Origin of the sequence: Mycobacterium sp. OTB74, from assembly GCF_029892685.1 — a bacterium.
Lineage (GTDB): Bacteria > Actinomycetota > Actinomycetes > Mycobacteriales > Mycobacteriaceae > Mycobacterium.
The window spans coordinates 39,011-60,698 of the sequence record NZ_JARXVD010000026.1 but is presented as its reverse complement, the minus strand read 5'-3'; the positions used below and the strand labels follow the sequence as shown (position 1 = coordinate 60,698).

The window sequence follows — 21,688 nt, the reverse complement described above, 5'->3', positions numbered from 1 at the left end:
CAGGGAAAGAGGTTTGAGCTGCATGACGATTCACACATTTTCCGCAAAGACCGCCGACGGCACTCGCCAGTCTCTCGATGCCTACGCTGGCCGTCTGGTGCTCATCGTCAACGTTGCCAGTAAATGCGGATTCACACCGCAGTACGCAGGTCTCGAAGCGCTTTACCGGGATAACCGCAACCGCGGGCTGGAGATCCTCGCCTTTCCATGCAATCAGTTCGGTGCTCAAGAACCGGGCACCGACGCGGACATCCAGGACTTCTGCGCGACCAACTATGGCGTCACGTTTCCGATATTCGGCAAGGTCGACGTCAACGGTCCCGATGCGGATCCGCTCTTTGGCTACCTGCGTACGCAGGCGCCGGGAGACTTCGGACCCACAAATGGTCCGTTGTACGAGTACATCAAAGCCATGCGTCCCGAGGCGATCGGCAGCGACGAGGTGAAATGGAACTTCACGAAGTTCCTCGTCGACCGCAATGGCAAGGTGATCCGTCGGTTTGAATCGAACGTGACGCCCGAGGAAATCAAGTCGGAGATCGATGAGTTGCTGGACTGACAACGGCGTCACGCCTGGACGTCAAGTGGGATCGGAACAGTCCAGCACTCGCTACGCTGGTGCTTCCCGACGCTAGGCCGCGAGCGCGCCGCGCTTGCGCAGCAACGGCAGCACTCCCTCGGCGAACCAATAGGCCTCCTCGAGATGCGGGTACCCGGAGAGGATGAATTCGTCGAAACCCAGAGCGTGGTACTCGGATATCAGCGAGGCCACCTCCTCGTGACTGCCGACCAGTGCCGTGCCGGCTCCGCCGCGCACCAATCCGACTCCTGCCCACAGGTTGGGGTAGATCTCCAGCTGGTCCAACCGTCCACCGTGTAGCGCGGTCATCCGGCGCTGCCCCTCAGACTCCGACTTGGAGTGCAGGGCCGTGGCCTGTGCGATCTGGTCTGGCGTCAAATCTCCCAACAGAGAGTTGGCGACGGCCCAGGCCGCTTCGGAGGTGTCCCGGCTGATGGTGTGCAGTCGGATGCCGAACCGTAACGAGCGTCCACGCGCTTTGGCCAGTTCGCGCACCTTGGCGATCTTGGCCGCCGCCGCGGCCGGTGGCTCACCCCAAGTCAGGTACACATCCACGTGTTCGGCGGCGATCGGTAGAGCCGCTGATGATGATCCACCGAAATAGATCTGTGGCAAAGGGTTTGGCGGTGCTGAGACCCTCGCATCAGTGACCGTGTAGTGCGTGCCGGTGTAGTCCACCGGCTCGCCTCGCCAGATGTCCCGGACGATCTTCAGGAACTCGTCGGTGCGGCCATAGCGCTCGTCGTGGGTGAGCCAGTCGCCGAACCGGCGTTGCTCGGTGTCATCGCCACCGCTGACCACGTTGAGCAACAGGCGGCCTCCGGAGAAGCGCTGGAATGTCGCGGCCTGCTGAGCGGCCAGGGTGGGTGGCACAAGTCCGGGCCGGAAGGCCACCAGGAATTTGAGCCGCTCTGTCTGCTCGAGTAGCGCAGCCGAGGTCAACCAGGCGTCCTCGCACCAGGTTCCGGTCGGGGTCAGTACGCCTTCGTAGCCGAGACGATCGGCCGCCCGGGCTACCTCACCCAGATAGCGCAGGCTTGGTTCGCGGTATCCCGCCGGAATGGTGTGATGCGTCGATGCGTGTGAGGCGCCCACGATCGAACGGCTGTCGCCGTTGGTGGGTAGGAACCAGAAGAACTTGGCGGCCAAGGGATTTACCTCCTATTTGGCGGTGTTCCAGAACGGAGACAGTGCGTCACCGAACCGATTGTCAACAAAATGGGAAAAGGCGGGTGTGCCTTCGAGTTGTCCCGACTGTGCGAATGCGTCGGCCAGTTTCTGCTCGGAGGCGATTACCTGGTCAGTGAGGGGGATGGCCAGTCGCAGGCTCCGTGATTGCGCAAGTTGAGCCGCCGCGGGGTCGATTCCTATTGCTGCAGCGTACTTTTCGTACCATTGGTCGGGATGTGCTTGAGCCCAGACAGATGCGCGAGCCACTCGTTGCACGAAGTCGGCCAAGGCGGTGTTGCGTCTGGCGTCTCGAAGGGCGTCCAGTGAAGCGATCCCAAACGCGTAGCCGTTGCTGACGCCTGCGGCTGTGATCAGGGTGCGTACCTTGAGTTGCTTCTGGGCGACGGCCGTGTAGGGGTCCCAGATGGCCCACGCATCGGCCCGGCCTTGACTCAGCGCGGTGAACGAGTCGGCCGGTTGCAGGAACACCAGGTTGATGTCCTTGACCGTGAGGTTGGCCCTCTGCAACTGGAGCAGCAGGTGGCCATGCCCTGAACTGCCTTTGCCGACCAGGACCTTCTTGCCGCGTAGGTCGCCGACAGAGTGGATGGGCGAATCGGCGGGCACCAGGATCTGGTCACCTTCGGCGCTATTCGAATAGGCCGCTACCACACGAATTTTCGCGCCGGCTGCGGCGCCGAAGATCGGTGGGGTGTTCCCGGTGACCGCGAAATCGATCTTGCCGGCAGTGGCGGCCTCGACCTCTGGTGGTCCGGAGGTGAACGTCGAGAATTGAACCTTGTAGGGCACGTTGTCCAGTTCCCCGGCAGCGCGCAGCAGCGACTCAGTCCCGCCCTTCTGGTCGCCCACCTGCAGGGTCAGCCCGGCTACCTCCGATGGTGGGACAGACTGCGGCACGGGCGATTCTGCGTTGGTACCGTGACCGGAGACGCATGCCGTGAGTAGTGTGGCGGCGGCCAGGACGGGTACCAGCGACCGTACGCGTGGATATTTCATCTCAAACCCCCAGTTTCGCAAGAAGTTCAACGCGGTATTCGTCGGTGCGGCCGCTGTGTTGCCCGTGCGGCTGACGGGGGTTCTCGATGTGCAGGGTGTGCACCACCCGGCCGTGGTCCAGCACTACGACGGTGTCGGCCAGCGCTATCGCCTCGTCCACATCGTGGGTGACCAGCAGAACTCCGAAATCGTGTTGGCGCCAAAGGTTCAGCAGCAAGCGGTGCATGGACAGCCGGGTCAGTGCGTCTAGCGCGCCGAACGGCTCGTCGAGCAGCAGCAGTTGCGGCTCGGCCACCAGTGCGCGTGCCAGAGCAACCCGTTGCGCCTGTCCGCCGGACAGGGTGAGTGGCCACGCTTGTATCTTGTCGGCCAACCCCACCTCGGCCAGCGCCCGTTCGGTGCGTGAATACGCCTCGGCGCGAGCAATTTTGCTTCGAGTCAGGCCGTAGCGAACGTTCTCTCGAACCGACCGCCACGGAAACAGTCGCGGTTCCTGGAAGGCCAGGGCGGGTGCACCATGAACTTCTCGATATCCGTGGTGGTCGTCGGCCAGACCTGCCAGCACCCGCAGTACCGTCGACTTACCCGAGCCGCTGCGGCCGACCAACGCCACGATCTCGCCGCGCCTCACTCGAAGGCTCACGTCATGAAGCACCCGCGTGGCTCCGTACCACTTGGATACCGACCGCAACTCCGCCGCAAGCGTGTCAGGCGCTACCGCGGTATCGGCGGCGGGGTCGTAAATCACTGTCATCGTTAGCCTTTCAGACTCGATACCGCAGAGCGCGACGCTCCAGAACCCGGACCAGCGCGTCGGTGACGATGCCCAGCAGTGCGTACACCGTGAGCCCGAAGATGATCACGTCGATCCGCAGGAAGTCGCGCGCATTGTTGATCAGATACCCGACCCCGGAGTCCGCATTGATCTGCTCGGCGACGATCAGGGTCAGCCACGAAATGGCCAGGGATTGACGCAGCCCAACCAGGACCTGGGGAGCGGCGCTGGGAATGATGATGGTCCGTAACCGCTGCCAGAAGGAAAAACCAAGTACCTCGGCGGTTTCGAAGAATTTTGAATCGACCTGACGGATGGCCGACGAGGTATTGAGGTACAGCGGAAACGCCGCACCAAGTGCCACCATGAGCACCTTGGGCAGTTCACCGATCCCGAACCACAGGATGAAGAGCGGAATCAAGCCGAGGTGAGGCAGTGCGCGGATCATCTGCATCGTCGGGTCGACGGTGGCGTCGACCCACCGGGACAGCCCCACCAGCGTGCCCAGCGCGATGCCGATGCCGCCGCCCAGCACCAGGCCTTCCGCAGCACGGATACCCGAAACCCGCAGTGCCGCAGCGAGTTGGCCATTGCCGATCAGTTCTATGCCGGCTTCGGCGATCTTCTGCGGGGCCGGAAGAGTATCGGGATCGATTATGCCCCAGGCACTTCCAGCCTGCCAGATGATCAGCACCGCCAACGGCGACAGCCATCGGATGATCTCCCAGCGCCGTACTCGGACCCGCTCGTGCCACGACAGCGTGGGCGCGGTAGCCGCGCCGGCTGCCAGGGGCGTGGTGGCGGCCAGGGGACTGCGGGTGGTCATCACACTCCCCACGGTTGACGGCGTTCGGCGTGCGGGCGCACATCGCTACGCCGAACCTAGGAGGCCGTCGCGGCGCAGTGAAGATTTACAGTCGCGGTGATTCCACAGGATTCAGTCGGTGTTTCCGGCTCGCGGGGTGTGTCAGAGCGGGCAATCGATCTACAGTTTTAGTGCAGGGGAGGAGCGCCATGATCGTCGAGAAAAATGTGCCGGTCACCATGTCCGACGGCGTTGTTCTGCGGGTCAACGTCTACCGGCCACGGCAACCGGCTCCGGTGGTCATGTCGATGACTCCATACGGCAAGGATCGCACCCCGGATCGGTTCGGGATGGCAGCCATGCGGCTGTCGGGAGTGCGGTTCGGCCATTTGAACTGTTCGCGGCTGACCGGATTCGAGTCACCAGACCCTCAGTTCTGGGTCGAACACGGCTACACCGTCGTCCAGGGCGACACCCGGGGAATGCATGCCTCCGACGGTTTCGGCGGGTTTCTGACGGACCGCGATGCCCAGGACTATGCCGAGGCAATCGCGTGGGCTGCGGACCAGCCCTGGTCCACCGGCGCAGTCGGACTCAACGGGGTGTCCTATCTGTGCATGTCCCAGTGGCGGGTCGCCGCGCTACGGCCGCGCGGCCTGCGAGCGATCGTGGCATGGGAAGGCGCATCCGATCTACTGCGCGAGTTCGCCTACCACGGTGGCATTCCCGAGACGGGATTCGTCCCCATCTGGTGGAAGATGCGAATGCGCCGGGGCAGCAACAGAAATGGGATGGGTGAAGATTTTCTCGCCGACAGCCGCGCCCACCCGTTTGACGACGCCTACTGGGCCGCCAAACGACCCGATCTGTCCCGCATCGAGGTGCCCGCCCTGGTGTGCGCAAGTTGGTCGGACCATGGCCTGCATACCCGCGGCACGCTGCTGGCCTACGAACAGATCAGCGGACCGAAATGGCTGTACGCCCACGGTCGGCGCAAGTGGGAGAGCTACTACCGACCGGAATCGCTTGACCTGCAACGTTGTTTTCTCGATCACTTTCTCAAGGATGCTCCAGGAGACTGGGCTGACCAACCCGCCGTCCGCTACGAGGTTCGCCGCACCCGCGAGCAGTACACCGTGCGCACGTCGACGACCTGGCCGCTTCCGGATGCCCGGCTTCAGGACTTCTATCTTGATGCCGAGTCGATGACGCTGGGTACCAAACAACCCGATGCCGAGTCGACTGTCAGCTATGACCCACATGCCGACCGGGCACGGTTCAGCTGCCGATTCACCGAAGACACCGAGATCACCGGCAGCATGGCCCTCACCTTGTGGGCGAGCATCAGTGATGGCACCGACATGGACCTGTTCGTCGTCGTGCGAAAGCGTGACAGCACAGGGGCTGTGGTGCCGTTCATCGGCTACAACGCATACCCACGTGACGGCGCGGCGAAGGGTTGGCTGCGAGCATCGCATCGCGAGATCGACCCGACTCGCAGCCGGCCGGAGCGGCCATTTCACACCCATCGCGCCGCAGAACCGTTCACGCCGCACCAGCCAACGGAGTTGGTCATCGAAATCTGGCCCAGCAGTACTTTTTTCGAAGCTGGATCGGAGTTGGTCCTCGAGATCGGCGGGCGCGACGCCGACCGATACCCGGCGCTTCGGCACAAGGACACGGTCAACGATGGTCCCCATACCATTCACACCGGTGCCGTGACGCCCTCGAAACTGACCGTGCCCGTCGTGACGCAATAGCAGCAGTCAGAATCAGTCGGTTTGGGCCGAGACTGACATGGGATGCAGAAGGCGATCGGGATGGAGTGGCAGAAATGCACCAGGTAAACAATGATTTTAAGTGCGGGGGCGCTCGGTAGTCAGCCGCCGCTGTCAAGTCTCGGCAGCCCTTCGCAGAGCTCCCGGGATTTGATATCGGGTGATACCCACCGATCCCATTGATCGTCACTCATGTTGTAGCTCAACTTCTTACAGAGATCGTCATGCCAGGCAGCTGGCGCCGGCCAGATCCATGCCGAGACGGTCTGGTCCGCTGAGAGGTTGATATCCATCGAAAGTATGCGCCGGTCAGATCTTACTGTGAGGGTCGCAATGCTTTGAGAGTCTGCGGTGAGCGGATCTCCCACAGGAGAACCAGATTTGGAATCCCAGAATCGCAGTGTCGAGTCCATGCTTCCGGAAATGATGAACTTACCGTCGCTGGTGACTGCGAGGTCTCCGACGCCACCCTGGTGCCCGGGCATCGGGTCACCGATTGGCTCACCGGTATTCATGTTCCAGCGCTGGATGCTGCCCAAACCACCCGTGACAAAGAAGTCTCCGGTCGGGCTCACTGCCAGGCTTGCGAAGATGTTGGTGTTGCGTTGCGGCTTGCCCACCAATTGCCAACTAGTGGTGTCCCACAGCCGGAGAGAGTCCGGGCTTATGGACACCATTCGGTGTCCATCGGGGCTGAATGCCACCCTGCTGATGGTGTCGGCATGACCGGTCAGCGGCTGACGTGCCGGCTCTCCGGTGTTGGCATTCCACACTCTAATTGAGTGGTCCTTTGCACCACCTGCGATGAGGCGCCCGTCGGGGCTGAAGGCGATGTTGCCGAAGTATTGCTCGGCCCCGTCCAACGGGGCACCGACGAAGGACTGGGACTTGATGTCCCACAGCTGCGTTGTGTCCTCACTCGTCGACAAGAGGTGACTGCCATCGGGACTGAAGATGAGTTGCACGATGGTATCGGTGTGCGCTGGGCGTGACTCGGCGATGCGCTGTCCGCTGCCGGCGTCCCACACCCGGACTTTTCGGTCCATGGCGGCGGATGCGATGTAATGGCCATCCGGGCCGAATTGCGAGGTCTCCACTGTTCCGCCGTCGCTTTGCATCGGCGGGATGGCCTGTCGGCCCGTGTCAGTGTCGAAAATCCAGAGACTTCCGTCTTGGTAACCGGCAGCTAGGTGCCGACTGTCAGGGCTCATTGAAACACTGCGGGCAAAAGGTGCTGTGCCATCAGGTGAGCCGGGACCGAAAATCTGGTAACCGCCGGAGCGGTGCTTTCCAACATTCCAGATCCGTACTGTGCCGTCGTGGCTGCTGGACGCGACCCGTCGGCCGTCGCGGCTGAACGCCAGAGAGGTGATCCATCCGGTGTGGCCATGGGCTTCGCCCAAGTGTGTACGGTCCTCGACGCCCCACACATGAATGACTCCATCCATCCCGCCCGCGATGAGCCGCAGGCCATCTGGGCTGAATGCCATCGCGAACAAGGAGTTCTTGCCCGATGCCCAGTTCTGGCTTGGTGTCGGCAGCCGATCTCCTGCGTTGTCTGCCGATGGGTCGAAAAGGTGGACACCACCTTTGGCGTCGGCGGTGGCGACCCGCCGGTTATCCGAACTGACGGCGAGGGAGGTTACCTCTGAGCCAACGTCGACAGCATGTCCGATTGGTTTCTGCGCCAACGTATCCCAGGTTCGGACGGTGTGGTCAAGGCCACCGGAGAAGATACGGCCACCATCAGCGCTGAACGCCACTGCCCGTACCGCACCGGCATGTCCCGACATCGGTTGTCCGACAGGTAATCCGTTGTCTGCATTCCATATTCGTAAGGTGCCGTCTTCACTCCCCGAGACAATTCGATGTCCGTCCGGGCTGAACGACACGCTGTTGACCCTGCCTTCGTGGCCTTCGAGTGGCGGTGTCACAGGCTTGCCAGCGTCGTCCCACAGGCGCAACTCCAGCCCGCCCGTCACGATGCGATGCCCGTCGGGGCTGACCGCGACGCTCTGCACCGGGAGCAACGAGTCAAACTGTGTCTCACGCTGACCGGTATCGGTGTTCCACAGCCGAATCTGGGCGCCGGCAGTGATAATTCGGCTGCCTTCGGGGTTGAACGCCACTCCGTACACGATTCCGAGGGCTCGGGGATCGAGGGTTCCCGATGCCAAGTCCAGGCCCGACGTGAATGGTTTTCCGGTTTTGATGACCTTGTTGATGTCAGATGTGGTGAGCAGGGTCTGGAGCAACAAAGATGGATTCGGCGAGAGCTTGTCTGACACAAGGGCTTCCTGGATGGCGCGAACGTCGTCAAGGTGTTGCGGATCGGAAAGCAGAGAACGTGAGTCCACCGCCAGCCGGGACGCTGTGGCCTGCTGGAAGTTCCGGTTGGCACGGTCTCGCTGCATCACTGTTGTCGTTGCGAATACCAGTGCGGCCACCAAAAGTACTGCGAGGACACCGGCGGCCCCTACTGCCCAGCGCATCGTGCGACGGTGTTCTTTCAAGGCAGCTGAAGCCAATTGGTCCTTGGGAACACCCCGGATCACAGATGCGACATCGAGGACCACCCGCTCGACATCCGGGATGTGCTTGCCTCCTTCGTCTGTCCACGTCACCGATACCCACACCGGCTCCTCGGCGAATCTCCCACGCAGACAAGGAGGTAGTGCCGTTGACGCGGGGTCGAAGTCGTTTGTTGTCTCGTCCCAGGACAATGTCCCTTCGGTGAGTACCAGGAGCATGTTGTCTACGCTGCGGTGCTCTGACCACCATCGAATCTCGCGATCCACCCATTCCGACGCGGCGGCCTCGGGCGAGGCCATCACAATCAGCCATTCCGACCGTGACAACCCGTATTCGATCTTCGACCAGAGCTTGGGCCCGGCCGAAATGCTGGTCTTGTCCAGGAAAACGCGCATTGCCGGCGGTCGATACCAGCGGGTGGCGAGCTTCTCCACGCCATGCTGAATCTGCGGGATCAGATCCCGGTCCCGGCCACCGCTGTAAGAGATGAACGCGCCATACCCGAAATCGCTCGGCAGGCGGCGTGAAGTCAGATGGCGGAGACGGTCCGTGAACGCGGTCATTCAAGCCCCCTAGTACACAGCGGGCGGTATTCGCCGTATCTGCGTGGAATTCCGCGAATGTGACCGTAAAACTGTTGAAAGCAGGTATCTTTGGGGTATCCGAGGCCATTTTGAGAGGACCTCATATGGGTACTTTTTCCGCTTTCTATGCTCCAGTCGCTGCTGCGGTATTGGTCGTCGCTGGCTGCGGCGGTGGACACGACAATGGCGGTGGGAAGACTGTCGACGAGTACGTCAAACAAGAGTGTGCGTTCATGGCGGACTTCGCCGGGAAGTTTCAGAAGCTGTTGCACGAGTACACCGTTAACGCGGTCAACGCGACCAAGTCCGCGGCGAATCAAACTGCGTTGGCGGACACGGTCGATGCGATTGGCAACCTGTACGACGACTTCCGAGTCAAGAGTAAAGAGCTCGGTGACTCGCCTACTGGAGAGGACCGCGGTGACGACGCCGAAGCGGTGGTGAAAACCGCTATTGCGCAGTTCCACAATATTGCTTCCTCTATTCGTGTCGCGACTACCGCCAGCGATTTGGAGGCCGCGGCCGCCAAGATTCCCCAGTTGGCCGAACGGATGGTCAAGCAGGGTGCGGAAATGAAAGCGAAGAATCCGACTCCAAAGCTCGATGAGGCGCGCAAGGCGGTGCCTGGCTGCAGTGAATTGTTCGGAGGATAGGACGAACCCCTCAACAGCTTTCAATCGGATAGCGTTGCCCGCCTTGGTCGTTCGGCGTCGTGCAAGAGTAGTCACATCGTTCAGTACACCGTGTCTGTACCGGTGGACAGGCCGTTGTCGCAGTTCACGGTGAAATGGAAGGTTGAGCCCGTCGCCGGTCCGAGGCTGCTGCCGGCGGGGATCCTCGCCTCTTGCCCGCCGGCTACGGTGAAATTGTTATCGGGCACGAAGTAGTTGACAGCGGCGGCGAGGCCCGCAACAGGCACTACCTTCATCACGCAACCCACTGACGCGTTTCCATTATTGGTGATCGACACGAAGGCTGCTGTCAGGGGATCGTTGAGCCGTAATACCAACTGCGGAGGTGGCGGAGGCGGCGGCGGTGCCACCACGGGTGGCTCCGACACCGGGGCTTCCACCGTGTGGGGTGCCTCCGTGTGGGGTGCCACCGCCTCGGGTGCCACCGTGTGGGGTGCCACCGCCTCGGGTGCCGCTGCTGGCGGCGGTGGTGGTGGCGGCGGGGGTTCAAACCAGGTCGCGACGAGCGAGAAGCTCGCCGCGGCGTGGGCAGTCGTAGCGGTTGTGTCGGCGGGCGCCGAGCCCGGCCCAGGCGGCTCTGACACGGTGAGTCCGACGGCAGCGGTGAGCGCAGAGAGCGCAACCGTGCTGAGAATGCCGGCGAATACCTTCGTCATACGGAAAGTTTGTCCACCAGACACCACCCGGTCGCGAGTAATGCACTACTCGAAAATTCCCAGCAAGCACCCAGGGATAGCGGTCGTGCGGAAGACATACGCACCGATGGGTGGGGAGATCGTCCGAGTATCAGGGCTTGATGGTGATCTTCTGGTCGACCAGGTCGGTCGCCGCCGCCAACACACCGGCGTCGGCTTGCGGAGCCTCGGCCTTTAGCTGCAGCAGGTAGACGTCATCCGCGCCCTGGATCACCACCGTTTTCTGGGCGACGTAGCGGGTGTCGCCGGCCGCGGTGATCGGGCCGCCCACTTGGTACGCGGGATAGCCGCCTTCTGTGCTCGTTTGACCGTCGCCACCGGCATAACCTGGCAAGTTCTTCAATGCGCCGGGTGTGACAGCCAGCAGCTTGTCTGCATCGACTTTGCCCGTCAGCTTCTGTACGGAGGCCATGATCTTGGGTGGGTCGTTGGGATTGCTCGGCGTGTTGAAGACGATCCCGCCGTAGGAGGCGTCGGGGCCATCTGGAATCGCTTTCCAGCCGTCCGGAACCGGGAGGTTGATTGCAGGGGCGCCGGGTGCGCCACGAGTCACCGTCGTCGCCTGGATGCTGTTTTCCTGAAGGTAGTCAAAGATTGACTCGTTGGGACCCGACGCCCGAACAGGTGTCGGTGGAACTGAAGTCGTCGTGGACGTTGACGTCGAGGTCGACATGTTCGATGACGTCGAGCTTTGACTTACAGCCAAGACGATGAGCCCGACCAGGAGGACCACGACGGCTCCCACAATGACGGCAAGCCGGCGCTTGAACCGCGGACGTTCTTGGACGGTCGGCGGGCTTGGACGCGTGGTGGTTGGCGCTGACACCAGGGAGGTGGGTTCCTGGAGCGATGGGGTTGTGCGATGCGGGACTGTTGTGGTGTCGAGAAGTCTCTGATGGGTGGTCGTGAGTAGTGCAGCGGCGTCGCGGTAGCCCGGTTGTTCCTGGTCGATAGTGGTGAGTAGGTCGGCGGCCTGTTGCCAATGTTCTTGGTCCAGGTGGTTGAGTGCCTGCGCGTACCGGTCGGAGAGTTCGGCTCCGCGGAGCTGGGCTCGCGCATCGCAGACGATCCCGCCAGGATCGGCGTTGTCGGGGTCGATTTGAGCAAGTTCCCGCGCGGCGGCCGTGACGGCATCCCATCGGCCAGCCTGGTGCAGGGCCTTCATCTCATCGACAACGGCTTTGCGCCGCTGAGCGAGGCGCGCCCGTTCAAGCCGAGCCCCGATCTCGGGGTGAGTCGGGTCGATGGCGGCTAGATTCTCCAACGCGGTCACAACGTTGTCCCAGTCACCCGCAGCGGCGGCCGCCTCTGCCTTTTCCGACCAGATATCGATATCGCGTTGTCGGCAGGCCTCTTTCAGCCGTGTTTCGATCCGCGGCTCAGCCGGGTAAGAAGCCTGCAACGCTTCGAACCTGTCTACGGCCTCGGCCCACCGGTTGGCGAAGAAGGCGCTCAGAGCGTCAGCCCACTGAGGGTCGGCCAGCGGGTTCCCGCGCCGCTCGGCAGGACCCTGCGGTGACGCCGAAGATTGCTCCTTCGGAATGTCGGCAACGACCAGTGAACTGCCCGATTCTGGGTCGTGGTCGGCAAGGTCAATCTGGGACAGGGTCCGATCGACGTCGGCGTACAGGTCGCCGCGTCTGCGGAACATCTCCAGTACGTAGCGTCCGCCTCGACGCTCCTCGGTGTCCACCGAGCGCAGTGCCGGCTCTAACTGGATCAGGATCTGGTGTTGCTGCTGTTGCGTCAGCGCCTCAGACTGCCCCACCTGCTCCACCAGATCGGACAGGTAGGACAGTGGGGCGGCTGGAGGTTCGGGCAATTGCTCCGGTGGGGGTGGTGCCGGTGGAAGGGTTCCCAATGCACCGGCCAGGGCGAAGGCTGCCTCTCTGCCCGACTGCGAGTAATCGACGATTTGCCGCATCGAGAGGTTGCGGGGAAGCGCGTCGGGCAGCCGCTCTACGGCAATGGGCAGCACTGGCTTATTCACCGCGAGCGCCCATTCCAGCTCTCGTTTGCACGCCACCGACCGCAATGTGTGGCCGGAGACAATTGCCACGAATACATCTGAATCGGCGATACGGCGCAAAATCTCCTGCCACCACGATTGGCCGCCCCGCAGCGACGAATCGAGCCAGGTCTGGTAACCGAGGGCATCCAGATCCCGGACCAACGCCTCGACGTCGGGCTTGTTCTCCCGGGCGTAGGAAATGAACAGCTGTCGCATGTCACCTCCCGAAAATCTGGATACAGATGAATCGTGCGCGCTGCACCAGCCCGGTGGGATGAGTAATTGGCTACTCAATTACGGCTGGTTGATGTCCACGATGCAATTACGTATCGAGCGCACGGACATCGGTGCATCCTTATATCGGTAGGCACCATCTCCACGCGCTTGGACATCAGCCGTGGGTGGACTCGGACCTCTGGGGCGGCCAGACGTGGTGAGACGAAATCCTGCACCGCCGCCGCCCAACCCGCTACCTGACCCCCCACCAGCTCCGTTGTCGTATCTGTCGGATCTTGTAGACCAGGTCGCTCAGCCCGGGCCGTTGACTCATGAGCAACAGCGCCAGGTCCTCACCCAGTTGGAGCCTGCATTGCGTTCAGCTGATGCCGAGGAGCTACGGGGTGGCCGCTATGTGCTCGAGATGTTCGGCAAGCGTGCCGATCTGTACGCCGACGTGGACCGCAGCCTGGCGCAGCTCGGGATCACTGGTTCGCAACCTGATGGTGGCGCGTCGGCTGAGACGCCCCGCATCGACGATGCACGACGGCCCGCTGAGAAAGACGCGCTCTCCGGCAGTTCTCCTCCTACCGCCAAGAATCCCGCGCGGATAGCCCTTCTGATCGGTGTTGCCGCCGTAGTCGTTGCCACTCTTGTGTTGGTCGGTTACCGATTGATCGATCGACCCCGTCCGCCGGCACCGACGTCACCCCAGGCGGCCGCGCAGGGAACGATTGCCGACACTTGTGATGAAGGTGGTTCGTGCGGTGTCAAGCAACGCACCGCTCCGTATACCGACGCACTGCGGCTCTACCCGGGCAGCCTCAAGGACGGAACAACGGTGCCCCTAGTGTGCCAAACCAACGGCGACGTCGTGACAAACGCGCGCCATGGCACGAGCAAGGACTGGTACCGGCTCTCAAACGGTGCCTACATCAATTCGATGTACGTGAACGTCAAGGCGTCGGGAATGATCCCGGCGTGTTAACGGTCCCAGTCGATCGCAACGCCGCAACCATCCGGTCGATCACGTCGTCGGGATCCCCACAGGCGCGCAGGAATTCGAGCTGAAACACCGCGCTGTCCAGTTGATCGGGGCTACCGGTCTGGGCCGCGCGGGTGTATTGCTGTGCGGCGGCATCGACCGACGTGGTGCCAGACTCCAATGCCTCATGCAACGTCAATTCCGCCAAAGTCGCTGCCGCCCAGAAGTTCTGCGAATCTTCCTTGAAGGCCAACCGGGCGAGGAATTCGCTGACGGTCAGTGCCTCATTGAAGTCTCGGCGGAACGTGTCGTCTCTCGGTCTGCCGCTCCAGCGCAGCGCCATCACGAGATTCACCCCGGTATAGAACTCGGGGTCGAGCTCGAAACCCAATCGGTACTTCTGCTCCATCTCGGTGAAAAGGGCTTGTGCCTCAGCCTTATTCAGCTCGGCTCGTTGCTCCTGGATCTGCCTCTTGAGCAGGCCGCCCCAGATGCCGTAGGTCTCCGAATCGCGGTAGCCGGCTTTCTCGGCCTCGGTGAGATACTGCTTGGCCAACTCCCTCAGCCGGTTTGTCTCGGCGGCGTTGGCCGAGCTTTCCGCGACCCTGCGGTAAGCCAACACGGTCTTGTGCAGCCACGTCCGATGGAGGGGGTCCCCGGGTTCGGGCTTGGCCTCTTCCAGTAACTCCTTGGCGTCGGCGTAGGCACCGTCGGCCAGTAGGCCCGTGGCCAGCTCGATCCGGCAGGCCCGGCGGGCGGAGTCGGTGATTTCATGGTTCTTGTCGAGGTTGACGGCCTCTTCGCGCATCTTGGCCGGGTCGGCAGAGCGGGTCGCTGTGGCAACCCGTTCACGGACGGTCCTGCCGGCCCGGATTTTCGGCGGCACCCCTGAGCGCGGCTGGAACGGGCGCTTGATGTGGTCGAGGTTGAACCACTCATGGCACGGACTGTCATTGCCGGCGTCGGTGAGCGCAGTCTCCAGCACCGGTCGCAATGCGCAGATCGCGGCCTGCGCCTGCACGTCGCTGATGGCGTCGGCGCCGCGATCGAACGAGTGGATACGGCTCATGATCACATCGAACGGTTTGGGCGCGGGTTTGAAGGTCGTCACAGTTGGGTTGATGAGAACCGTTGAGTGCGATGCGAATACATGCCGAACGCCGAGCTCATACGCGACGTTGAAGTTGAGGGCCGACAGATCCACCACCACCAGATCCGAGTTGGCCAGGTCCGAGAGCATGGCGACGTGGATGATGCCGCTGTCGCTTTGTAGGTCGGCCCTGACCCAATCGAGGTCGAATTCCTCCAGCAGCGGGCGGTACACGCGGTGGAACGCGACGTCGCAGTCGAGGAAGCGGTTTGCCCGCAAATCCTTCTTCCTCCCGTAGGGCATCACGATGAACGCACGTGGAGTCGACGCGGGCAGCGGGTCGAGGTCGATGGCGAGCATCTGACGCAACTCGGCGCGCTCGACAAGGTCATCAATTGCACTGGGTGACAATGGGTTTGGCTTAGGACGCACCGCAAGTGTCCACACCTTCTCATCACTGGGGCCGGCGAGGGCCACTGCCTTGTCGAGCAGAGCGCCGTTGTGCTTGCCGTAGGACTGAGGATCGGCCGGGTCGAGTCCCAGATAGGAGATGTTGACGGCCATGTCTTCGACGATGCGGTCGTAGTCGCCGATCCACGGCTCGCCGGCAGGCTCCACACAGGTCGCGCGGAATGTCGCCATATCGCATGGAAGCAGCACCTCCAGTTCGATACCTTCAGCGAGGGCGGCTTTGGCGAAGAGGATGTCCGCTCCGGATGCGAGGGAGCCGATCAGGGTCTTCGGCCTTAACGACTGGAGCAACCCGCGCAGCCGGTTACTGAGATCGTCTGAGGTACTCCAGAGCTGTGGCTGGTCGGCTCGACAGCCTCCGTAGACGATGATCACGGCCGCACTCCTTTCGTCAGTGCCGGGTGCTACCACTGATCTTGCTGCCGTGGAGGATCCGTGGCTTGAGTGGTGCACTACTCGATTCGACGGTTGGACGCTTACAGGAAGCCCGCGAAGTCGGCGGCTTTGACGTCACGCTTGGCGACGCGCTGCCCAATCTCCTGCAGCTCTTTGATGTGATCCACCGAGTCCAGCTTCTGAACGTCCTCGGGACGGACTTTGGGTAAGCCGATTTCCATCAGACCGGCCTTGCTGAGGTCGGCGTTGTACCGCATGTAGGTGAACATGCGCTCGCCGGGCAGCCCGGCCGGATCGGTGTCTTTTCCGTCGATGAGGTAGCCCAGTTCCCGGTCGATCTGCTCACCGTGCCGGCACCGTCCGAACACCCTGCACAGCAGGTCCTGTTCGTTCAGCGCCGCCGACATCAACGCCGCTGGAATCGATTTAGCGTTGTACAGCAGGTTCATCTGTCCTGGCCGGAGGGTGTCGTCGGACTTCGCTGCAGTGCCTGTGCCCACTGAGACCAGCAACATCTTGTCTTCCCCCGTGGGCCAACCCAAGCGGTATGCGCCCAGTGTCGCCATCAAGAACAGTTGGAAGGCGGGGTTGTTGTACATGGTCACCCCACCATCGACGTAGACGAACTGATGCCCGCCGACGTCGATCAACTCAGGCGGGAAATATGTGGGTGCCGCCGTACTGGCCCGCACCAGTTGCCACAGCGGGAATTTGAGATTGCAGTCGGGTCGCGCGGGTTCGTTGTACTTGGCATTGGGGTTGTTGCTCAGCGGCCAGGGCGAGTCGGTGGTCGCATTACGCAGCACCACCATCAGGAGCGTCTTGAGCGCGTCGTCGCCGAAAGTCGTGTGCTCGCCGAATGTCTGTTGCATCAGCCGCTGTAGCCGCTCGCTGTCGAACTTGTAGCGATAGCGATCCAAGATGAATGCCTTGTCGAACATCTCCTTGCCGTGCTTCTCGTATATGTCACGGAGCTCCGATACCGGCATGCCCAGTGCAAGCCCGGCGGCGATGATGGCGCCGGTACTGGTTCCCCCGATGTAGTCGAAGTAGTCGGCGAGAACCACGTTTTCGTCATGACGCTCGGTACGGACAGCGCTTTCGATGGCGGCGAGTATCTCAAGAGTCAGCGCACCGCGGATGCCACCGCCGTCGAGCGCCAGGAGTTTTCGCGGGCCGGCACCGCTCATTCGATCAGCCTTCATCGGATCCCCCTTTATTGACGACTGATGTTGATTGACGACTGATGCGACGGATCGTAGCCGCGGTCAGTGGCCGAGAGCGGTGTCTTTCTTGAATCCTCAAAGTCGCTCGAACCCGTTTGCGCGTGCTTGCGCTCAGTACCGAGCGCGTCAAGTGGTGGGCTGGCCGCTCAGGACCGTCGCGAGCATTTCGGCAAGTACTTCAGGCTGATCTACCGGTACGGAACTTATTAGGCCTGAGGCAATCAGCTCCCGTGTGCGTGCATCGCAGGGCGCGCCGTTCACAGCGGCTGCGAGTGCATCGGCAGTTCGTCCGGAGCCTGCTATGGCAACGACTCGTCGGCCTGTTTGCACGCTGTGCTCGACATCCAGGTACGAAATCTGGCCGCCGTTGACCAGCACCGTGATCGACGGTGCTGTGCCCGAGAGCGCGGAAGCGGTTTGGGCGATCCACGGCGCCTCGGCGCCCCACGTGTCGCCCGGCACGATCACGAAATGTGAGTGGTGCGGTTCGAGCGCAGCGCTCTCCGGTGGAACAGGCCTGCCCGGCAGGGCCACGGTGCCCGCGGCCACTACGCCGACGAGGGGGAATGAAGCAGACAGCGCCGCGCGGGTCTCGCCGAACAACTTCATGACTCCCGCGAGGGTCCCGCCGTCGACTGCCGCCGCTCGAAAGCGCTCGAGTTCGGGCACAATGCCGGCTGCGAATACGGGGCGGAGTTCGTCGATGGTGGTCTCGTCCAGCCCGCTCGCGCCACCCACCAAGACCATCGTCGGCCGCGGCGGCTGCAGACCCATAAGACTCACGGCCTGGGGCAGATCCCCGATTCGGGCGATCTCGATCCCGATGGCCGCGGTCCCGTCAGGAAAATCAATCTGTGTCGGTCCGCTCAACGGTCATTCCCGAAGCATTGGAATGCGTGGTGGTCCAAGGAATCCCACGGTAAGAAGATGTAGACGCCGGGTTGTCGATACGCGATCTGTCGAACTGCAGCCCGATGGCCCGTAACGCGCTGACCGACCATTGGCATGGGCTCATTATCGCCGCGCAAGAGATCGAACAGATCGTTACCGGGTATGAATCGACTCTGCCAGGCTGATCAGATTCTGCGGCTGGACGTGGATGATGCCGTGGCGGGGAGTGTCGATGTCCGCGATGAGCATGAAGGCGAACGCGGAGATGAGCGGCAGGATCACGAGTAGTCGGTCCGCACCCCTGCCGTTGTGAAAGCCCCACCCGACCATCACGTTGCAGCAGATCGCGATGGCAGCCAGCAAAAGCCAGGCTCCCGTCGGGATGCGATTGCGGTAGGCGCCCTGCGTGTACCCCTGCGAGTTCAAGACATCGTTCATGCCCGAAACGGCCAGCGCGATGACAGGCGTCGGATTGGCGGTTGCGGGAGCGCGGACGGCTGACCACAGGTCGGTCTGTAAATGTGCCGTTCGCGCATTGATCTCCTGCAATTTTGATTCGTTATTGGTTGTGTACGACAAGATTCGCTGATCGAGGTAATTCGCGAGCAAGGTCCGGACTCTATTTGCATCGGAAGCCGGCAGAAGGTCTGCCCGGACGTAGGCCGTACCTATCGCGTTCGCCTCGGCCTCTTCGTAGTCCTTGCGCTGGTCGTATCAAGTGACGGCCATCGAGAAGCTGAATCCGATCACGAGCCCGAAAAGGGTCAAGGTGGCCGTCAGAATAATGGAGAAGTGCGGACGCACATCCTCCTCGAGCCCGCGCCGCCGACCCAGCAGCGTTTTCCGGCCCATGCGGCAGCGCCCAAAATGATCGCGGACAACGCGAAGAGCAGCACCGGGTAATGGGTGATGTTCATTCGGTCGTGCCCCCTTCAAAACCGTACGAATGCCACTTCGCGTCCATGCGAAAATATTCGCGCAATTGCGCTGCACGGAGCCTTCGACCCGCCGGGGTTGCAGTGCCCGTCACGACGGGACGCCGGCCGGCGCTGGCTAACCCAGGCACTGACGGGCATTTTCGGCGACTGGCGCTGAGTGCGCGATATCACTACGTTGCCATATCGTGATCGTCTCCGCTGGTAGCGCCGTCGCCCGTTGGCTTGCTCCTGTTCTGACCGTCTCGGCCATCGCGGCCGTTATGGCCACCACCTCGGCACCAGGTCCCGCCATCCGACTGGCTGATGACAGCAATCCGCTGGCCGGACAGCCCTTCTATGCAGACCCGGCATCAGCGGCCATGCGTGCCGCGAACAGCACCAACAGCCCCGAGCTGGCCACCATCGCCAGCACCCCGCAGGCGTACTGGCTGGATCAGGCGTTCCCGGCCGGTTCTGTCGGCGGCACGGTCTCGCGGTATGTGGGTGCGGCCCAGGCCGCTGGTGCCATGCCGATCCTGGCGCTCTACGCCATTCCCCATCGGGACTGCGGCAGCTACGCCGCGGGTGGCTTCGGTTCGGCCGACGGCTACCGCCAATGGATCGACTCGATCGCAGCCGGTCTGGGCGGGTCGCCGGCGACCATCGTCGTCGAACCCGATGCGGTCGCCCACACCAATTGCCTTTCCGATGATCAGCTCCAGGAGCGTTTCGGGCTGCTGAAGTACGCCGTCACCGCGCTCACCCGGGACCCGGCCGCGGTCGTATACCTGGACGGGGGCCACTCGCGTTGGCTCAGCGCCGACGAGCTTGCCAACCGCCTCACGCAGTCCGGGGTGCAACAGGCGCGCGGGTTCTCCTTGAACGCCAACAACTTCTTCGCCACCGATGAGGAAATCGGCTACGGCGAAGCAGTTTCCGGCATCCTCGGCGGATCGCACTACGTGATCGACACATCGCGCAACGGTGCCGGGCCCGCCAGTGGCGCGCTCGCGTGGTGCAATCCCAGTGGCCGGGCTCTTGGAGTCGCGCCCACCACAGCCACCGCAGGAGCTCACGCCGACGCTTACCTCTGGATCAAGCGGCCGGGTGAATCGGACGGATCGTGCGGCAGTGGCGAACCCGGAGCGGGCCAGTTCGTGAACCAGTACGCCATCGATCTGGTCCACGCAGCGTCTCACTGACGCCGCGCCGGGTGGGTCCGATGGCCCCGCCAATTCTCCGGACCAGCACGCAATGGGCTCTGTCGGGTCAAGATTCGGTTTCGTAGTTGACTCTGAGATCAATTGTGGCCCAACATCATAAGGCATCGGTGGCTGTCGTGTGGATAACTGCTTTGCAACGCCGCGGTCACGATACAACTCACTTTCGCGTCAGGTTCGCAACCAAATCGAACATCGGTTTGGCTGTGTAATACGGTGCCGATGACGAAATTTTCGGAGTCGTAATTACCGAGCCCAAGAAAGTGAGCCCGACGTGATGATGAGCTTCGAGCGATTCAGCATCAAGGTGGTAGCTGCCGCCGGATTGTGTGCGGTCGCCGTGGCGTTGAGCCCAGCCTCTGTAGCGACTCCGCTGAAGACCGGTGGCTACCCTTGCGTCCAAGATTCTGCGGCAGCTGCGGCTGTGGCGGCCGCAGGCGGGGTCGGAGCTGCGCCGTGCGCCGCGGTTGCCCCGGCCGCCGCGGTTGTTGCGCCCGCCGCGGCACCCGTTGCGGCTGCCCCGGTGCCCGTCGTCCCCGTTGTTCCGTTGGGTGCTCCAGTCGGCGCCCCGGTGCCGGTCGTTCCGGTCGTGCCGGCGGCAGCCCCGGTTGCTGTGGCTGCGGCTCCTGTCGTGGCCGAGGGTGCTCCGGTTGCGATGGCCGCGACGGGCAAGGGGGTTCCGACCGGTCCCTCGCCTACAGGCATCGGACCGAACTCCGGCGTCTCGACTCTGCCCGGACCTGCTGTCGCCCAATAACTTTCAACATCACAAAAGCCGCCCTGGTCACGATGACGGGGCGGTTTCGTTTTGTCAGCGCCGAATGGCCGCTTACCGCAAGGTTTTTCGAGATTTCCGTGCGCTAAGGGGCCGCTCGGCGGTGAGGTCGGTGCTACTCCTGAACAATGACGGGATCGCCGACATTGACATTGTTGAAGTACCACTCGGCCGCTGCCGGGCTCAGGCTGATGCAGCCGTGGCTGGTGTTCTGGAAGCCCATGGCGTTGACCGCCCACGGAGCCGAGTGCACGTACAGGCCACGGCTGCTGATCCGAACCGCATAGTCCACGGCTAACCGGTAACCGTCGGGCGCGTCGAGAGGTATGCCGACACTGCTGGAATCCATCACGACAGACCGGTCTTTCGACAACACGGTGTAGTGGCCGACAGGTGTCGAGTACTCCGGGCTACCCAACGAGGCCAGCAGGACCCCTGGTTCACCCGCGTGCGGCAGGTGATGGGGCGACGGCAGATCCTCCGGAGACGCGCCGTCGACTGTCACCGTGAAGGTGTGTTGGGAAATGCTCGCCACACCGACGACGGCCGGCCCGGTTTCGAAGGCCGTCGGCTTGCCCTCGACGGTCAGCTTCACCGTGCTGTGGGCGGGCCAGAAGCCGTCGGGCACCCATTGCACGACCTTGTTGTCCAGCCAGTCGAATTTGCCAGTCAGGGCCGGCGTCGATGAGAGCGCAATGGCGTGCTCGGCGGCCGGCCGGTCGGAAATGGGTGCGTTGAATGTCACCACCACCGGGTGGGCAACACCGACCACCTGGCCCGGCGACGGCAGGACGGACTTGATATTTGAACTCAGCGGCAGACTGACCGCGGTGGTATGGACGCCGGCAGCACCTCCCATCGC

At 62.6% G+C, this 21,688-nt stretch carries 18 protein-coding genes; 6 read left to right on the top strand and 12 right to left on the bottom strand.

Going from position 1 to position 21,688, the window contains the following annotated elements:
* Positions 1-22 precede the first annotated feature (22 nt).
* The gene (locus M2432_RS25460) at positions 23-559 is read left to right on the top strand and encodes a glutathione peroxidase (protein WP_280829621.1); all 537 of its coding nucleotides are present in this window, start codon (positions 23-25) and stop codon (positions 557-559) included.
* Positions 560-631: 72 nt separating this feature from the next.
* Here the strand turns inward: M2432_RS25460 and M2432_RS25455 are convergent, their stop codons facing one another.
* Genes M2432_RS25455 through M2432_RS25440 form a run of 4 tightly spaced genes read right to left on the bottom strand, consistent with a single transcriptional unit; the run spans position 632 to position 4,368 of the window.
* Complete coding sequence (locus M2432_RS25455) at positions 632-1,729, bottom strand: LLM class flavin-dependent oxidoreductase (protein WP_280829620.1); 1,098 nt, start codon at positions 1,727-1,729, stop codon at positions 632-634.
* A 12-nt stretch (positions 1,730-1,741) separates the two neighbouring features.
* Positions 1,742-2,767, bottom strand: coding sequence for an ABC transporter substrate-binding protein (locus M2432_RS25450; protein WP_280829619.1), 1,026 nt, complete (start codon positions 2,765-2,767; stop codon positions 1,742-1,744).
* 1 nt (position 2,768) lies between these two features.
* Positions 2,769-3,521, bottom strand: a complete 753-nt coding sequence (locus tag M2432_RS25445) for an ABC transporter ATP-binding protein (protein WP_280829618.1) — start codon at positions 3,519-3,521, stop codon at positions 2,769-2,771.
* Positions 3,522-3,531: 10 nt separating this feature from the next.
* The gene (locus M2432_RS25440) at positions 3,532-4,368 is read right to left on the bottom strand and encodes an ABC transporter permease (RefSeq protein WP_280829617.1); all 837 of its coding nucleotides are present in this window, start codon (positions 4,366-4,368) and stop codon (positions 3,532-3,534) included.
* A gap of 188 nt (positions 4,369-4,556) precedes the next feature.
* Here M2432_RS25440 and M2432_RS25435 point away from each other — a divergent pair, with 188 nt between their 5' ends.
* Entirely contained in the window at positions 4,557-6,107 is a 1,551-nt protein-coding gene (locus M2432_RS25435) for a CocE/NonD family hydrolase (RefSeq protein WP_280829616.1), read from the top strand.
* Between the two features lie 119 nt (positions 6,108-6,226).
* Here M2432_RS25435 and M2432_RS25430 read toward each other — a convergent pair whose 3' ends face one another.
* Complete coding sequence (locus M2432_RS25430) at positions 6,227-9,220, bottom strand: TIR domain-containing protein (protein WP_280829615.1); 2,994 nt, start codon at positions 9,218-9,220, stop codon at positions 6,227-6,229.
* A gap of 59 nt (positions 9,221-9,279) precedes the next feature.
* Between M2432_RS25430 and M2432_RS25425 the strand changes: the two genes are divergently transcribed.
* On the top strand, positions 9,280-9,894 hold the full coding sequence (locus M2432_RS25425) for a hypothetical protein (RefSeq protein ID WP_280829614.1): 615 nt from the start codon (positions 9,280-9,282) through the stop codon (positions 9,892-9,894).
* Between the two features lie 80 nt (positions 9,895-9,974).
* Here M2432_RS25425 and M2432_RS25420 read toward each other — a convergent pair whose 3' ends face one another.
* On the bottom strand, positions 9,975-10,589 hold the full coding sequence (locus tag M2432_RS25420) for a hypothetical protein (RefSeq protein ID WP_280829613.1): 615 nt from the start codon (positions 10,587-10,589) through the stop codon (positions 9,975-9,977).
* 130 nt (positions 10,590-10,719) lie between these two features.
* Positions 10,720-12,855 carry an LpqN/LpqT family lipoprotein gene (locus M2432_RS25415; protein ID WP_280829612.1) on the bottom strand — a complete coding sequence of 712 codons (2,136 nt, stop codon included), beginning with the start codon at positions 12,853-12,855 and terminating at the stop codon, positions 10,720-10,722.
* A 373-nt stretch (positions 12,856-13,228) separates the two neighbouring features.
* Here M2432_RS25415 and M2432_RS25410 point away from each other — a divergent pair, with 373 nt between their 5' ends.
* Positions 13,229-13,843 (top strand): hypothetical protein, encoded by a 615-nt coding sequence (locus M2432_RS25410; protein WP_280829611.1) that lies wholly within the window; start codon positions 13,229-13,231, stop codon positions 13,841-13,843.
* On the opposite strand, the gene M2432_RS25405 is transcribed toward M2432_RS25410, so the two are convergent.
* From M2432_RS25405 to M2432_RS25390, 4 genes are all read right to left on the bottom strand, one after another.
* Positions 13,812-15,776, bottom strand: coding sequence for a tetratricopeptide repeat-containing protein (locus M2432_RS25405; RefSeq protein ID WP_280829610.1), 1,965 nt, complete (start codon positions 15,774-15,776; stop codon positions 13,812-13,814). The two genes, M2432_RS25410 and M2432_RS25405, sit on opposite strands and share 32 nt — an antisense overlap.
* Before the next feature lie 101 nt (positions 15,777-15,877).
* Positions 15,878-17,002 (bottom strand): patatin-like phospholipase family protein, encoded by a 1,125-nt coding sequence (locus M2432_RS25400; RefSeq protein WP_280829609.1) that lies wholly within the window; start codon positions 17,000-17,002, stop codon positions 15,878-15,880.
* A 147-nt stretch (positions 17,003-17,149) separates the two neighbouring features.
* On the bottom strand, positions 17,150-17,893 hold the full coding sequence (locus M2432_RS25395; RefSeq protein ID WP_280829608.1) for a hypothetical protein: 744 nt from the start codon (positions 17,891-17,893) through the stop codon (positions 17,150-17,152).
* 174 nt (positions 17,894-18,067) lie between these two features.
* Positions 18,068-18,523 carry a hypothetical protein gene (locus tag M2432_RS25390; protein ID WP_280829607.1) on the bottom strand — a complete coding sequence of 152 codons (456 nt, stop codon included), beginning with the start codon at positions 18,521-18,523 and terminating at the stop codon, positions 18,068-18,070.
* A 514-nt stretch (positions 18,524-19,037) separates the two neighbouring features.
* On the opposite strand from M2432_RS25390, the gene M2432_RS25385 reads away from it, so the two are divergent.
* Positions 19,038-20,033, top strand: a complete 996-nt coding sequence (locus M2432_RS25385) for a glycoside hydrolase family 6 protein (RefSeq protein WP_280829606.1) — start codon at positions 19,038-19,040, stop codon at positions 20,031-20,033.
* Positions 20,034-20,328: 295 nt separating this feature from the next.
* Positions 20,329-20,808 carry a hypothetical protein gene (locus M2432_RS25380; protein WP_280829633.1) on the top strand — a complete coding sequence of 160 codons (480 nt, stop codon included), beginning with the start codon at positions 20,329-20,331 and terminating at the stop codon, positions 20,806-20,808.
* Positions 20,809-20,941: 133 nt separating this feature from the next.
* Here the strand turns inward: M2432_RS25380 and M2432_RS25375 are convergent, their stop codons facing one another.
* A complete protein-coding gene (locus tag M2432_RS25375) occupies positions 20,942-21,685 on the bottom strand; it encodes a L,D-transpeptidase (protein WP_280829605.1) in 744 nt (247 codons plus the stop codon).
* Positions 21,686-21,688: the final 3 nt, after the last annotated feature.